This is a genomic window from Arthrobacter sp. NPDC058127, from assembly GCF_042884555.1.
In the GTDB taxonomy this organism is placed as follows: Bacteria; Actinomycetota; Actinomycetes; order Actinomycetales; family Micrococcaceae; genus Arthrobacter.
On the sequence record NZ_JBHVTT010000028.1, the window covers coordinates 22,709 to 36,659 of the forward strand.

Genomic DNA, 13,951 nt, shown 5'->3' on the forward strand with positions numbered 1-13,951 from the left:
TTGCGAAGGCTGGGAGCCGGTGGGGACTTGCGAGGCGAGGGTCGCGGTGGGGACTACTTGGGAGTTAGAGCGGGGCGCGGCCGCCCAGGCGCGTGGTGATTTTGCGGGCTGCGTCTTGGCATGCCTCGCCGAGGCTGGCGAGCGTGTCCTGCGAGACCCGGAACTTTGGCGCGGGGATCAGGACGGAGGCCACGATGTCTCCGCGGTGGTCAAAGACGGGGGAGGCGACGCCGACTTCTTCAATGGATGTTTCGCCGAAATTGAAGGCCCAGCCCCGGGTCACGGACTCCTGCAGCCGAAGTAGGTAGGCCTCGAGTGCTTCCTCGTCGAGCCCGGGCAATGTAATGGAGCCGCTGCGGAGGAGCTTGCGGACACGGTCGGCGTCTTCGGCGGCAAGGAAGACCTGTACCGAAGAGCTGAGCGCCTCGTTGTAGCGGGCACCCAACGGTGCGAGGTGCTTGACCTGGTGCCGGCTGGCGATTTGCTCCACGCACATGGATTCGCTCCCGTTCCACACCATGAGCGCGCTCGTCTCGCCGGTCCGTTCGCTCAGTTCGCGCAGGACGGGATAGGCCACCCGGCGCTCCTCGAGTTCGGCGAGGAGCGGGCCGGCAAGGGCGATCATCCCCAGGCCGAGCCGGAAGCGGCGGGACTCGGGGTCGCGTTCCACCAGGTGTTCTTGTTCGAAGGTCGCCAGGATCCGGGACACGGTGCTCTTGTGCAAGCCGATCCTGCCGGCGATCTCGGTGACTCCCAGCAAGGGTTCCTCGGCGGTGAAGCTGCGGAGCACGGCAATGGCGTTCTCGAGTACCGAAGCGCCTTTGGAATCGCCGTTGGCCGGGGTGTCGCTGATGGTTGTACGCGGTTCTGCACGCCGTTCTGCACGCGGTTCTGCTGGGGTCATGATGGTCACTATATGGCTCTTTTAATGGGGACATGCCCAGCCTTGGCCTACAGCAATGAGCATATGAGTCATATGTCCATTGCTCGGGCGCAAGACAGGGCATGTCCATTGGAGGTGGGTGCTAGGCGCCGATGATGTTGTATTCCGGGCCGAAGGGGAATTTGGTGATGTTCTCGGCACCGTCTTCACCGACCACCAGGATGTCGTGTTCCCGGTACCCGCCGGCACCCGCCTGGCCATCGAGGACCGTGATCATCGGCTCCATGGAGACCACCATTCCTGGCTCCAGGACCGTGTCGATGTCTTCGCGCAGCTCCAGTCCGGCTTCACGTCCGTAGTAGTGCGAGAGGACGCCGAAGGAGTGTCCGTAGCCAAAGGTGCGGTTGGCGAGCAGTCCATGCGCAACATAGATCTCGTTCAGCTCGGCCGCGATGTCCTTGCAGACTGCCCCGGGCTTGATGAGTTCCAGTCCGCGCTTGTGGACCTCCACGTTGATGTTCCACAGTTCCAGGGAGCGCGCATCGGGTTCGCCGTAGAACAGTGTCCGCTCCAGGGCCGTGTAGTAGCCCGAGGTCATGGGGAAGCAGTTCAGTGACAGGATGTCGTGTTCCTGGATCTTGCGGGTGGTTGCCCAGTTGTGGGCGCCGTCGGTGTTGATGCCGGACTGGAACCACACCCAGGTGTCGCGGATCTCGGAGTCCGGGAACGTCCGGGCTATCTCGTGGACCATGGCTTCGGTGCCGATCAGGGCGACCTCGTACTCAGTGATCCCTGCAGTGATGGCGTTGCGGATGGCCTCGCCGCCGAGGTCGCCGATCCGGGCGCCGTGCTTGATGACCTCGATTTCCTCGGAAGACTTGATCATGCGCTGGCGCATCGCGGCCTGGGCCACATCCACAAGCGTCGCGCCGGAGAAGGCGGCTTGGATCTTGTTGCGGTTGTCCAGCGGAAGGGAATCGTCCTCAACACCCAGACGACGGACGTTGATCCCGCGGGTTCGCAGCACTTCCTGGATGCCGAAGATGTAGTTGTCCCGGCGCCAGTCGGTGTAGACAAGGTTGTCCCCGTAGCTGCGGCGCCACGGCATTCCGGCGTCGATGTTGGCGGTAACGGTGACGGTGTCCTCGGCCGTGACCACCATGGCGTAGGAACGGCCGAAGTAGGTGAACAGGAAGTCGGAGTAGTACTTGATGGAGTGGTAGCTGGTCAGGACAACGGCGTCCAGATCCTTCTCGGCCATGATCCGGCGAAGACCCGCGAGGCGTCGTTCAAACTCTGTGTCGGAGAATGTCAGGGAGAGTTTCTCTCCGTTGTTGAGGACCTTGAGGCGTTCAAGCTTGGCGACATCGCTGACGGCTTCATTCTCGGTGATGGTCATGGGTGGTGTTCCTTTCAATGGGTGGGTTGTTTTCAGTCCTGCTGCAGGGGCTTCTTGGAAGTCTCCACAGCGAAGAGGACCGCGATGAGGGAAATTATGGAGGCTGCCACGAGGTACCAGCCGGGGGCCAGCTGGTTGTGGGTCAGGCCGATGAGGAGTGTTGCCATGAAAGGGGCGGTGCCGCCGAACAGGGCGTTGGAGAGATTGAAGCTGACGGCGAAGCCGCTGTAGCGGACCCTCGTGGGGAAGAGCTCGGCAAGGAAGCTGGGCAGGGTGCCGTCGTTGAGCGTGAGCATGGCGCCCAGCAGGATCTGGACCAGGACAATGACCAGGAAGTTGCCGGTGTCGAGGAGCATGAACGCGGGAACGGTCAGCACCACGAACAGCACGGACGCTGTGATGAGCATGCGCTTCCGGCCGAACCTGTCCGAGGCGATACCCGTCAGGAAGATGAATCCGATGTAGCTGACGAGGGCAATCGTGGTGGCCAGGAACGATTCGGCCGCACCGAAGTGAAGCTCCTCGGAAAGGTACGTCGGCATGTAGCTGAGGATCACGTAGAAGCCGACGGCGTTGAGCAGCACCGCGCCCGTCGCGATGATCAGCTGCTTGCGGTACGTCTTGAACATCGCGAAGGCCGGAGCCTTGACCGCGGTGTCCTTCGCGGCCATTTCTCGGAAGGCCGGGGTGTCCTCGAGCTTGGTACGGATGTAGCGGCCAATCAGGCCCATCGGGGCGGCCAGGAGGAAGGGCAATCGCCAGCCCCATTCGCCGAGCTGCTCCGCGCTCAGTACCGTGCTGAGCAGTGCCGCCAGCAGGGAACCGAGCAGCAGGCCTGCCGCCGTGCTGGCAGGTACGACGGCGGCATAGAGTCCGCGCCGATTGGCCGGCGCGTATTCCACCAGGAAGGCTGAGGCACCTGCGTATTCGCCGGCGGCCGAGAAGCCCTGGACAACCCGGACGAGCAGCAGGAGGACCGGCGCCATGACGCCGATGGTGTTGTAGCCGGGGATGAGGGCGATGCAGAACGTAGCCACGGACATGAGCACGATCGAGAGGGAGAGCGCTTGTTTGCGTCCGAGGCGGTCACCGATGTGGCCCCAGATGAATCCGCCCAATGGACGGACAAAGAAGGAGACGGCGAAGACGCCAAACGTTGCGAGCAGTGCGGTCTGCCGGTCCGATGCGGGGAAGAAGACGGTCGAGATGATCCCGGCAAGGTAGCCGTAGACGGCGTAGTCGAACCATTCGACGAAGTTGCCGATGAAGCTTGCAGTGATAACGCGGCGGCGGGTGTCTTTGCTGACTGTGTGGCTAGCCGTTGGCTTTGACGGGCCGCCCGGGGTGGCTGCCGCATCGGGAAGGTCGCCGGACCCGCCTTTGGATCCGGCACTGGCGTTTCCCTGGATTGCTGCCACGGAGGATGTTTCGTTTTTCATGAATCCACCAAGAACTTTTGGGGTTGCATTCAACGCAACGCTGTTGCACCAGAATAGATGTGTTGCGCGTCACCGTCAAGAGTCTTCGCTCACCACCCAACTGACTCGCACTTGTTGTCGTTTTGAGGGCGCTAAACGACAACAAGTGCGAGTCAGTTGGGGGAGGGTGGGGGAAGTGGGGTGCGTTAGTTGCAACATGGTTGCGTTGAGTGGTGCGAAAGGGGCAGGGCCCGCCCGGTAAAGGAAAAAAGAAGCTCCCCGGATCGCAAGGATCCGGGGAGCTTCAGGGGGAGAGGGGTTCAGGGACTATTTGAGCCAGGCGGCCACCACATCGGGGTGGGCATCCACCCATTTCTTGGCGGCGGCGTCCGGCTTCATGCCGCCCTGGATATCCGTTGCGACCGAGTCCTGGTCGGCGTTGGTCCACGAGAAGGCCTTGAGCAGTTTCGCTGCGGGAGAACCGCTGTCCGCAAACTTCTTGGCCATCACTTTGTTCAGTTTGTAATCGGGGTAGTCACAGGCGACCTTCTCGGCGTCGGCATCGCAGCCCGGGGTGTAGGCGGGCAGGCTGACTTTCTTGAGGGGGACCTCTGAGAGGAACCATTGCGGTTCGTAGAAGTAGCCCAGCAGCGGTGTCTTGTTCTTTTCGGCCGTACGGAACGACTGGATCAGAGCTGCTTCCGAGCCCGAGAAGACCACTTTGTAGTCGAGGCCAAGGTTCTTGACCAGGGCTTCGTCGTTGGTCACGAAGGCGGGGTCGCCGTCCAGGACCTGGCCTTTGCCGCCTGATTCGGAGGTGGCAAAGAGTGAGGCGTACTTGTTCAGGTTCTTGCTGTCCAGGATGTCCGGGTACTTCTGGACCATCCATGGTGGTACGTACCAGCCGATGTGCCCTTCGTTGCCCGTGGGGCCTGCGTCCACAGCCACTTTTTGGTCCGTGATGTACTGCTTCGTGAGGTCCGCGTGACCCCAGTTCTCGAGGATGACATCGACTTCACCGGAACCAAAGCCCTGCCAGGAGATCTGCTCCGACAGGTCCTTCTGGACTACTGTGCAACCGAGTTTGTTTTGGGCTACGTAGCTGTAGACGGCCGCATTTGCCGTGTAACCGACCCACGCGTTGAGGGCGACATTGACGGTTCCGCAGGGCGTATCCGAGGAGCCTGCGGCTGCCGCTTGGTTCACGGAAGCGCCTCCGCAGCCAGCTAGCAAGAGGGCTGCAGTAACGGTTCCGGCAAGGACGGGAATTGTTCGTTTCAAAAGCTGTCTTGTTCTACTCATGGTTGGGGTCTCCTTGTTGGGGCGGTGAACGGGGAGGACTAGTGCGCGCTCGATTTTGCTGAGCGGATTTTGCGGACCGGGTCGGCTGCCGCAGCTTGGGTGATGCGGTCCAGCAGGATGCCGAGGAAGACGATGGCCAGGCCGGCGGCGAGGCCCTTGCCGAACAGCGAGCTCTGGACAAAGCCGGCGACGACGTCGTACCCCAGGCCGCCTGCACCGACCAGTGCTCCGACGACTACCATGGCCAAGACGTAGATCAAGCCTTGGTTTGCGGCGAGGGCCAGGGATTTCCTTGCCATGGGGAGCTGGACCTTGGTGATGACCTGCCACGGGGTTGACCCGCTGGATACCGCAGCCTCCATGACGGTGGGGGAGATCGCTGCGATGCCGTCGGCCGTGATCTTGATGGCCACAGGCGCTGCATAGATAATTCCGGCGACGATGGCCGTGAACCTCGTTGCGCCGAAAAGGCCTAGGAACGGAACCAAGTAGACGAAGGCAGGCATGGTCTGGCCCGCATCCAGCATGGGCCGCATGATCTGGTCCACCCTGTTGGACCTTCCCATCGCCACACCGAAGATGATGCCCAGCACCATGACCACGGCCGTGGCAACAAGGGTGCTGGCCAGGGTGACCATGGCATCGCTCCACAGGCCGAGGTAGATGATCGCGGCCAGGCATGAGGCGGTGACCAGTGCCAGCTTCCAACCACCGAGTGCGTAAGCCGCCACGAGGACAACCGCGACGAGGAGGTAGAAGGGGGTGTCGGTCAGAAGGGATTGGAACGGGTTGAGGATTCCGTTGGTCAGGGCCTCGCGGAATGACACCGTAAACAGGGATAGGTTTGTCTGCAGCCATGCGCTGGCAGCGCCGACTCCGCTGATGATGTCCGGGCCAAAGTTGAGGTTCTTCGGAAAGGCCGCGGCCCAGAGCATCGTCCGGGAAAGCTGGACCATGACAAGGACAACGACGAGGCTGACAGCGAGCAGGATGTACCTAGCTCTGCGCGGTATCCGGCGCTTGCGGGCTGCCCCGGGTTCGGCCCGGCGGCTGGCGGCCGTGGTGACCCGGTCCAGCACAATGGCCAGGAGGACGATCGACAGGCCGGCGTTGACTGCCGTCCCGACGTCGAGCGATTGCAGGGCACGCACAACCACTTGGCCCAGCCCCGGCGCCGCGATCAGCGCCGCGATGGTGACCATGGACAAAGCAGCCATGGTGCTTTGGTTGATCCCCATCACGATGGTGCGCCGTGCCAGGGGGAGTTGCAGGGTGAGAAGCCGCTGAAACCCTGTGGTGCCCAAGGAGTCGGAGGCTTCCCGGGTGTTCTCCGGGATGTTCCGGATTCCGTGTGCCGTCAGTCGGATGAGCGGAGGCACGGCGTAGATCACTGTGGCGATGACCGCGGAGGCAGGGCCGATCAGGAAGATGAGGGCCAAAGGAGCCAGATAGACGAACGTGGGGAGGATTTGCATGAAGTCGAGGACGGGGGTGATCACTTGGGAAACCCGGCCCGAGATCCCGGCCAAGACTCCGAGCGGGATGCCGATCAGCAGGCTGAACAGCACGGCTGTGAGGACGAGGGCGAAGGTGTAAGCCGCTTCGGTAAACAGACCCTGGAGGCCGAAGAACGTGAATGCGGCTGCCGTCAGCAATCCCACCCGGGCATTGCCGACCGCAAAGGCGATCCAGCTGAGCAGGCCGACAGTTCCCAGCCAGCCGATTTCCGGTAGGCGAAGCCCGGTAGAGCTGGCGGCAAAAGTGCTGGTGAACAGGTTTGCGACTGAATCGACGGCGGAGCGGAAGGGAGTAAAGACGTACTGGAAAAGGGGATTGTCCGCTCGGTTCGATGCGACCCAGGCATTGAATTGGTTGAGCGAACGGTGCAGGTCAGTCAATTCCGACGCCGGCAGAGTGAGGGTCGATGTGCCGTGCAGGAACAAGAACCCGAGGAGCCAGAGGACTCCGGCGGCACCCAGGAGTACTGCTCGGCGACTCAGCCGCTTGCGCGGCGGGCGGAGGGCGTTGGCGCTGGTCTGAACCGGGGCCCGGTCACGAACGAGAGTGGACATCATGCCGCTACTTCCGTGCTGCGGATGACCGACAAGATGCTGTCGCGGTCGATCTGGCCGGTGATCCTGCCGGAGTCTTCCACGAGCACGGGACACGATGAGTTCATGACGGTGGGAATGGCGTCGCGGATGATCGTGCCGGCGCTCAGGACGGGAGCATCCCCGGGAGTGCCCAAAGCTACCGGATCGGTGATCCATTTGAGCGTCAGGACATCCGCGCGGGGTACTTCGGAGACGAAGTCGGCAATGTACTTGTCCGCTGGCGATCCGACAAGGTCATCGCCGGTGCCGCACTGGACTGTCTCGCCGTTCCGCATGATCAGGATGCGGTCCCCGAGTTTGAGCGCTTCGGATAGGTCGTGGGTAACGAACACCATCGTCTTGCCCATCTCTTTGTGCAGCCGGATGACTTCCGCCTGCATATCGCGCCGGATGAGCGGGTCCAGGGCCGAGAACGGCTCGTCGAAGAGGATGGTGTCCGGATCGCCCGCCAAGGCGCGGCCAAGCCCAACACGCTGCTGCATTCCGCCGGAAAGCTGATCGGGGAAATGCTGCTCGTAGCCCTTGAGGCCTACCAGTTCGATGATTTCGCGGGATTTGGCGTAACGCTCATTTTTTGACGCCCCACGGATCTGCAATCCGTAGGACACGTTGTCCAGCACGGTGCGGTGCGGGAGGAGGCCGAAGTGCTGGAAGACCATGGACATCTTCCTCCGGCGCAGTTCCCGAAGTTCGGTGGTTCCCGCGTCCAACACGTCTTTTCCGTCGACCAGGACGGAACCCGACGTCGGTTCGATCAGCCGGGTGAGGCACCGGATCAGGGTGGACTTTCCTGATCCGGACAGGCCCATGACGACGAACACCTCGCCCTTGGCGACGTCGAAGTTCATGTCCCGCACGGCAGCATTGCAGCCGGTGCGTTCAAGCAATTCGCCTGAGCTCAAGCTCGATAGTTCCGGATTCTTAGGGATCTTTTCACCTCCGGGTCCGAAGACCTTCCAGAGGTTGCGCACTGATATGTCAGGACTGCTCATTGCTGTACTCCTGCCTGCGGCGGCTCGAACCAGTGGCTGGGCCCGGGGCTGATGTTTTGCCAGATGTGTTTTGTTTCTCGGTATTCGGCCAAGCCAGCGAGCCCCAATTCGCGGCCATTGCCTGACTGTCCAAAGCCGCCCCATTCGGCTTGCGGAACGTACGGGTGGTAGTCGTTGATCCAGACCGTCCCGTGACGCAGCGCTTCGGAGACCCGCTGGGCCTTCGAGGCGTCTGCCGTCCACACGGCACCGGCCAGTCCGTAGACGGTGTCGTTCGCCAGCCGGACGGCCTCTTCCTCGGTGGTGAACGTTTCCACCGTCATGACGGGGCCAAAGGATTCCTCCTGGACCACGCGCATCGAGGTCTTGCACCCGTCCAACACGGTGGGCGGGTAGAAACTGCCACGGCCCAGTTCCGGGGTGTCCGGAATGAAGCCCCCGCACAGCAGCCGCGCGCCCTCCGCAACTCCGGCCTGCACGTAGGCATGGACCTTGTCCCGGTGGGCCGTGGAGATCAGCGGGCCGGTCTGGGCCTCTTGGTCGAAGGGGCCGCCCAGCCGGATCTGGCGTGCACGGCGTACCACTTCGGCCACAAACTCCTCGTGAATGGACTCTTCGACAATGAGCCGCGCCCCGGCCGAGCAGACCTGGCCCGAGTTCAGGAAGACGGCAGTCAAGGCGTTGTCGATCGCGGCCTCCCGGTCAGCGTCGGCAAAGACCACATTCGGGTTCTTGCCTCCGAGTTCGAGGGCCACGCGCTTGACCGTCTCCGCCGCGGCCACCATGATCCGCTTGCCGGTTTCCAGCCCGCCCGTGAACGAGACCAGATCGACCCGCGGATCCGAACTGAGCACAGCCCCGACCTCCGGTCCCGTTCCCGTCACGAGGTTCGCGACGCCGTCGGGCACGCCTGCTTCCCGCAGGGTGTCCATGAGGAGGATGGACGTCGAAGGCGTCAACTCACTGGGCTTGAGGACAAAAGTGTTCCCGGCCAACAGCGCCGGTGCAACTTTCCACGAAGCCTGGAGGAGCGGATAGTTCCACGGCGTGATGAGGCCGCAGACGCCCACGGGTGCATGGACGACCCGACTGATGGCGCCAGGCCGGCCGGTATCGATCACGCGGCCCGCGTCCGTGCCTGCCACGCTGCCGTAGTAGCGGAAGCAGGCGATGACGTCGTCGATGTCGTATTCGGCTTCGACCAGGCGCTTGCCGGTGTCGAGGGCTTCGGCCGCGGCGTATGCGGCCTTGTCCCGCTGCAGCAGCCCGGCCACGCGGAGCAGGATCGCGCCGCGTTCCAGTTCCGGAGTGCGCGGCCAGAGGCCGTCGTCGAACGCCGTACGGGCGCTAGCCACCGCTGCCTCGGCATCAGCCGCCGTGCACTCTGCGACGTCGGCAACGTGCGTACCGTCCGCCGGGCAGTTGATGCTGCGGATTCCTCCGGCGGACTGCCGCCAGCCGCCGTCAACGTAGCTGCCGCGCACCGTGTGGGTCTGGGAAAGTTGTGGGCTGTTCATGCCGCTCCTTGGTTCCTTGCCGGAGTGACCTGGGGCTGGCCGTCCAGGCTTTCCAGGTTGTCCGGAACCGGGCTGCTGCCGTGCCGGTAGAACTCGGCGGCGATCGGAGCGAGGGGTTCGCGGCCCTGGATCAAGTCCGCAGCTTTCTCGGCCAGCATCATGACCGGCGCGTAGATGTTGCCGTTGGTCACGTAGGGCATTGCCGAAGCGTCAGCCACCCGCAGGCCTGAGGTGCCGTGCACCCTCATGCTGAGCGGGTCCACCACGGCCATGGGATCGGTCGCCGGACCCATCTTTGCGGTGCAGGACGGGTGCAGGGCGGTTTCGGCGTCGCGGGCTACCCAGTCGAGGATTTCCTCGTCTGTCTGGACGGACGGACCGGGTGAGAGCTCACCGCCATCGAAAGGCGCCATGGCCGACTGCTCCAGGATCTGCCGGGAAATCCGGATGGCTTCGACCCACTCGCGCCGGTCCTGCTCCGTGGAAAGGTAGTTGAATTTCATGGACGGGTGGGCGGTCGGGTCCGTGGAAGTGATCTTCAGGCTGCCGCGCGCATCGGAGTACATGGGCCCGATGTGCACTTGGTAGCCATGCTTGGCGTCGGCCTTTTGGCCGTCATAACGGACGGCAACAGGCAGGAAGTGGAACATGAGGTTGGGGTAGGCCACGTCTTCGTTGGACCGCACAAAGCCGCCGCCTTCGAAGTGGTTGGTGGCCGCTGGTCCCTTGCGCCCGAACAGCCACTGCAGGCCGATCCATGGATAGCGCCACAGGCTCAGGCTCGGCTGCATGGACACCGGCTGGGTGCAGGCGTGCTGGATGTAGACCTCCAAGTGGTCCTGCAGGTTTTCGCCGACGCCGGGCAGGTCGATTACTGGCTTGATGCCGAGGGACTTGAGGTGCGTGGAGTCCCCGACGCCGGACAACTGCAGGAGCTGCGGGGTGTTGATGGCCCCTCCGCACAGGACGACTTCCTGGGCATCCACGCTGTGCTGTTTGCCGTTGCGTCGATAGCTGACGCCCGTGGCCCTGACATCGGACGTTCCAATGCCGTCGAAGTTGATTTTCGAGACGAGGGCCCGGGTCCTGACCGTGAGGTTCGGCCGGTTGAGGTGCGGCCGCAAGTAGGCACGCGAGGCGGAGAGCCGCTGGCCCTTGTGGACATTGCGGTCGAAGGGACCGAAGCCCTCCTGCCGGTACCCGTTGACATCGTTGGTCCGTGCGAATCCGGCTTGTTGGGCCGCGCGGAAGAAGGCTTGGAAGAGGGGATTGCGCGCCGGACCGCGTTCAAGGACCAGCGGTCCGTCGTGTCCGCGCAGTTCATCGTCGGGTTCCGCGGCGAGCGCGGTCTCCATGCGGTTGAAGTAGGGGAGGCAGTGTGCGAAGTCCCAGGTCTCCATCCCGGCGTCGGCTCCCCAGCGTTCGTAGTCCAAGGGGTTGCCGCGCTGGAAGATCATCCCGTTGATGGAACTTGAGCCGCCCAGGACCTTGCCGCGGGTGTGGGCGATCCGGCGTCCGTGCATGTGCGGCTCGGGGTCGGATTGGTACCGCCAGTCGTAGAACCTGTTCCCGCTGGGGAAGGTGAGCGCCGCGGGCATCTGGATGAACAGGTCCCAGGGGTAGTCGCTGCGGCCAGCCTCCAGGACCAGGACGGTCTTGGAGGGGTCCGCGCTGAGCCTGTCTGCCAGCACCGATCCGGCGCTGCCCCCACCCACGATGACGTAGTCAAACTTTTCGTTGGCCATTAGTTGAACTCCTTTGAAGTGATCCCCATTGCTGTGTCGAGTAGCCAGGAGGGGCGTCAGCCCCGTAGCTTTTCCATGGTTGGATCCACGAGCGGATCGGCAGAGATGGTGGCCGGGATCCGCTTCCCGAAGTATTCGATCTCGACGGCGTCACCCTCGCCCGCTTCGGCGGGCAGCCAAGCGTAGGCGATGGGCTTCCGGACGGTGTAGCCGTAGGCGGCGCTTGTGACGTAGCCGGCGGGCTCTCCCTTGAAATAGACAGGTTCCTTGCCCAACACCACGGACGTGCCGTCGTCGACCGTTAGGCAACGCAAGCGGCGGTTGATGGGCAGTTCGCGGCGGGCTTTGAGGGCCTCGGCGCCGATGTATCCTTCCTTGTCCTTGCCGACGGAGAAGCCAAGGCCCGATTGGAAGGGCTCGTGCTCGGGGGTCATGTCGGTGCCCCATAGCCGGTAGCCCTTCTCGAGGCGGAGGCTGTTGAACGCACCGCGGCCGGCCGCGATGATGCCGTGCTCCTGGCCGGCCTCGAACAAAAGGTCCCAGAGCCTTTGGCCGTTTTCCGCCGTCGTATACAGCTCCCAGCCCAACTCGCCTACGTAGGACAGCCGCATCGCGGTGACAGGGATCCCGCCGATCCGGACTTTCTTGGTGCGGAAGTACTTCAATCCGTCGTTGCTGAAATCGTCGCCGCTCACCTTGGCGATGACCTCGCGGGCCAGCGGCCCCCAAAGGCCCACGCAACACGTGGAACCGGTGATGTCCCGGACCTGGACCCACTGCGTGACGTCCTCGGCGGTCTGCTTGCGGGCTTCGGTAGTGAAGTAGGCGAAGTCGATGTTGCCGTTGGCTCCGACTTGGAAGGTGGTTTCGTCGAGGCGAGCCACCGTGATGTCGCTGCGGATGCCGCCGTCGCCGTTGAGGAGCAGGCAGTAGGTCACCGCACCCGGCTTCTTGTCGACCTTCCCGGCGCTGAGGCGCTGCAAGAGGGCTTCGGCGCCCGGGCCGGAAACCTCCAGCCGCTTGAGCGGCGTCATGTCATAGAGCGCGACGGCGGTGCGCGTCTTCCACGCTTCGGCCGCGGAAATGGGGGAGTGGAACATGGCGGCCCACGGTTCGCGTTCAGGTGCGCGCCATTCTTCCGGGAGCACCTCCAGCAAGCCGCGGTTTGCCTCGAACCAGTGCGGGCGCTCCCAACCCTGGGCTTCGAGGAAGAACGCCCCGAGCTCCTTCTGCCGGGCATTGAATGGGCTCACGCGCAGTTCGCGGGGCGAGACGCGTGGCTGTAGCGGGTGCAGGACATCGTAGATCTCTACGAAGTTCTGCTGGGAGGTTTCGCTGACGTAGCTCTCCGCGGTCTGGATCTCTTCGAAGCGGGAGACTTCGCATTCGTGGAGCGGAATCCGGGATTGGCCCTCGATCAAGAGCTCGGCCACTGCCCTGGCCACGCCGGCGGAGTGCGTCACCCACACGGCCTCGGCAACGAAGAACCCCTCAACCTCCTTGGACTCGCCCACCAGGGGACCGCCGTCCGGGGTGAAGGAGAAGATGCCGTTGAAGCCATCCGCAATCCCCGCGCCGGCAAGTGCCGGAAGGAGTTCCTTGGAGTCCTCCCAACTCGGCAGGAAGTCCTCTTCGGTAAACGCCAGTCGGGACGGCATCCGGTGCTCGGACATGTCCGCCGCAGCAACCTCGGGCAGCTCCCGGAGGTCCACGGGCATGGGCTTGTGGGCGTAGGAGCCAATGCCCATCCGGTCCCCGTGCTCGCGGTAGTAGAGGTCTTTGTCCTGGTGGCGAAGGATGGGCATCCACGCGCCGTTGGCGGGATCAAGCAGCCGCGAGGCATCGTTCCGGCCCACGAGCTCCGGTACGGACGTGGTCTTGACGTATTGGTGGGCCAGCGGGAGGAGTGGCACGGACATGCCCACCATCGCGCCGATCTTGGGTCCCCAGAACCCGGCGCAGGAAACTACGATGTCTGCAGGGATCACACCGTCGGGCGTTTCGACCCCCGTGACTTTGCCGCCTGTCTGTTCAATGCCGGTGACGGGAGTGGAACCGCGGAACGTGACGCCTGCGGCGCTCGCCTTGGCGATGAGCAGGCCGACGGCGCGGGCTGCGGACGCCAGGCCGTCGGAGGGGACGTAGAGTCCGCCGAGTACTTTCTCCTGATCGAGCAGCGGGTAGTGCTTGGCGCACTCGTCCGGATCGATGAGCCGGCCTTCCACACCCCACGACGCCGCGTAGCCCAGCTTGCGCTTGAGGTCCTCCAGGCGCCCTGGCGTGGTGGCCACCTCGAGACCGCCCACCTGGTTGAAGCAGGAGACGCCGGAATCGCTGAGGGAGAGCAGCTTGTCCACGGTGTAGGACGCGAATTCGGTCATGGCCTTGGAGGCGTTGGTCTGGAACACGAGGCCGGGGGCGTGCGAGGTTGATCCACCCGCCAACTTCAACGGGCCCTGCTCGACCACGGTGATATTGGTCCAGCCGCGGGTGGACAGCTCATCCGCAAGATTGGCGCCGACGATGCCGGCTCCGATAATGACGACGCGGGGTGATGTGGACATGCGTGTTGCTCCTGAGG

At 63.6% G+C, this 13,951-nt stretch carries 9 protein-coding genes; all 9 read right to left on the reverse strand.

Annotated features, from left to right (window positions below; all coding sequences use genetic code 11):
- Positions 1-64 precede the first annotated feature (64 nt).
- On the reverse strand, positions 65-904 hold the full coding sequence (locus ACFVTG_RS23545) for an IclR family transcriptional regulator (protein ID WP_390283194.1): 840 nt from the start codon (positions 902-904) through the stop codon (positions 65-67).
- A gap of 121 nt (positions 905-1,025) precedes the next feature.
- Positions 1,026-2,282: an aminopeptidase P family protein gene (locus tag ACFVTG_RS23550; RefSeq protein WP_390283196.1), complete on the reverse strand. Its 1,257-nt coding sequence runs from the start codon at positions 2,280-2,282 to the stop codon at positions 1,026-1,028.
- A gap of 32 nt (positions 2,283-2,314) precedes the next feature.
- Positions 2,315-3,721 (reverse strand): MFS transporter, encoded by a 1,407-nt coding sequence (locus ACFVTG_RS23555; RefSeq protein WP_390283198.1) that lies wholly within the window; start codon positions 3,719-3,721, stop codon positions 2,315-2,317.
- A gap of 306 nt (positions 3,722-4,027) precedes the next feature.
- The gene (locus ACFVTG_RS23560) at positions 4,028-5,002 is read right to left on the reverse strand and encodes an ABC transporter substrate-binding protein (RefSeq protein WP_284751413.1); all 975 of its coding nucleotides are present in this window, start codon (positions 5,000-5,002) and stop codon (positions 4,028-4,030) included.
- A gap of 38 nt (positions 5,003-5,040) precedes the next feature.
- A complete protein-coding gene (locus ACFVTG_RS23565; RefSeq protein WP_390283200.1) occupies positions 5,041-7,074 on the reverse strand; it encodes an ABC transporter permease in 2,034 nt (677 codons plus the stop codon).
- Positions 7,074-8,108, reverse strand: a complete 1,035-nt coding sequence (locus tag ACFVTG_RS23570) for a glycine betaine/L-proline ABC transporter ATP-binding protein (RefSeq protein ID WP_390283202.1) — start codon at positions 8,106-8,108, stop codon at positions 7,074-7,076. Before ACFVTG_RS23570 ends, ACFVTG_RS23565 begins: the two co-directional genes overlap by 1 nt.
- Positions 8,105-9,625: an aldehyde dehydrogenase family protein gene (locus ACFVTG_RS23575; RefSeq protein ID WP_390283204.1), complete on the reverse strand. Its 1,521-nt coding sequence runs from the start codon at positions 9,623-9,625 to the stop codon at positions 8,105-8,107. The genes ACFVTG_RS23570 and ACFVTG_RS23575 overlap by 4 nt, the downstream gene beginning before the upstream one ends.
- Positions 9,622-11,370, reverse strand: a complete 1,749-nt coding sequence (gene betA, locus ACFVTG_RS23580) for a choline dehydrogenase (protein WP_284751417.1) — start codon at positions 11,368-11,370, stop codon at positions 9,622-9,624. Before betA ends, ACFVTG_RS23575 begins: the two co-directional genes overlap by 4 nt.
- Positions 11,371-11,426: 56 nt before the next feature.
- Positions 11,427-13,934, reverse strand: coding sequence for an FAD-dependent oxidoreductase (locus tag ACFVTG_RS23585; RefSeq protein ID WP_390283206.1), 2,508 nt, complete (start codon positions 13,932-13,934; stop codon positions 11,427-11,429).
- Between the last annotated feature and the right edge of the window lie 17 nt (positions 13,935-13,951).

Coding starts and splice junctions, on each gene's coding strand:
- ACFVTG_RS23545 (WP_390283194.1), bottom strand. CDS start 904: ATGACCCCAGCAGAACCGCGTGCAGAACGGCGTGCAGAACCGCGTACA.
- ACFVTG_RS23550 (WP_390283196.1), bottom strand. CDS start 2,282: ATGACCATCACCGAGAATGAAGCCGTCAGCGATGTCGCCAAGCTTGAA.
- ACFVTG_RS23555 (WP_390283198.1), bottom strand. CDS start 3,721: ATGAAAAACGAAACATCCTCCGTGGCAGCAATCCAGGGAAACGCCAGT.
- ACFVTG_RS23560 (WP_284751413.1), bottom strand. CDS start 5,002: ATGAGTAGAACAAGACAGCTTTTGAAACGAACAATTCCCGTCCTTGCC.
- ACFVTG_RS23565 (WP_390283200.1), bottom strand. CDS start 7,074: ATGTCCACTCTCGTTCGTGACCGGGCCCCGGTTCAGACCAGCGCCAAC.
- ACFVTG_RS23570 (WP_390283202.1), bottom strand. CDS start 8,108: ATGAGCAGTCCTGACATATCAGTGCGCAACCTCTGGAAGGTCTTCGGA.
- ACFVTG_RS23575 (WP_390283204.1), bottom strand. CDS start 9,625: ATGAACAGCCCACAACTTTCCCAGACCCACACGGTGCGCGGCAGCTAC.
- betA (WP_284751417.1), bottom strand. CDS start 11,370: ATGGCCAACGAAAAGTTTGACTACGTCATCGTGGGTGGGGGCAGCGCC.
- ACFVTG_RS23585 (WP_390283206.1), bottom strand. CDS start 13,934: ATGTCCACATCACCCCGCGTCGTCATTATCGGAGCCGGCATCGTCGGC.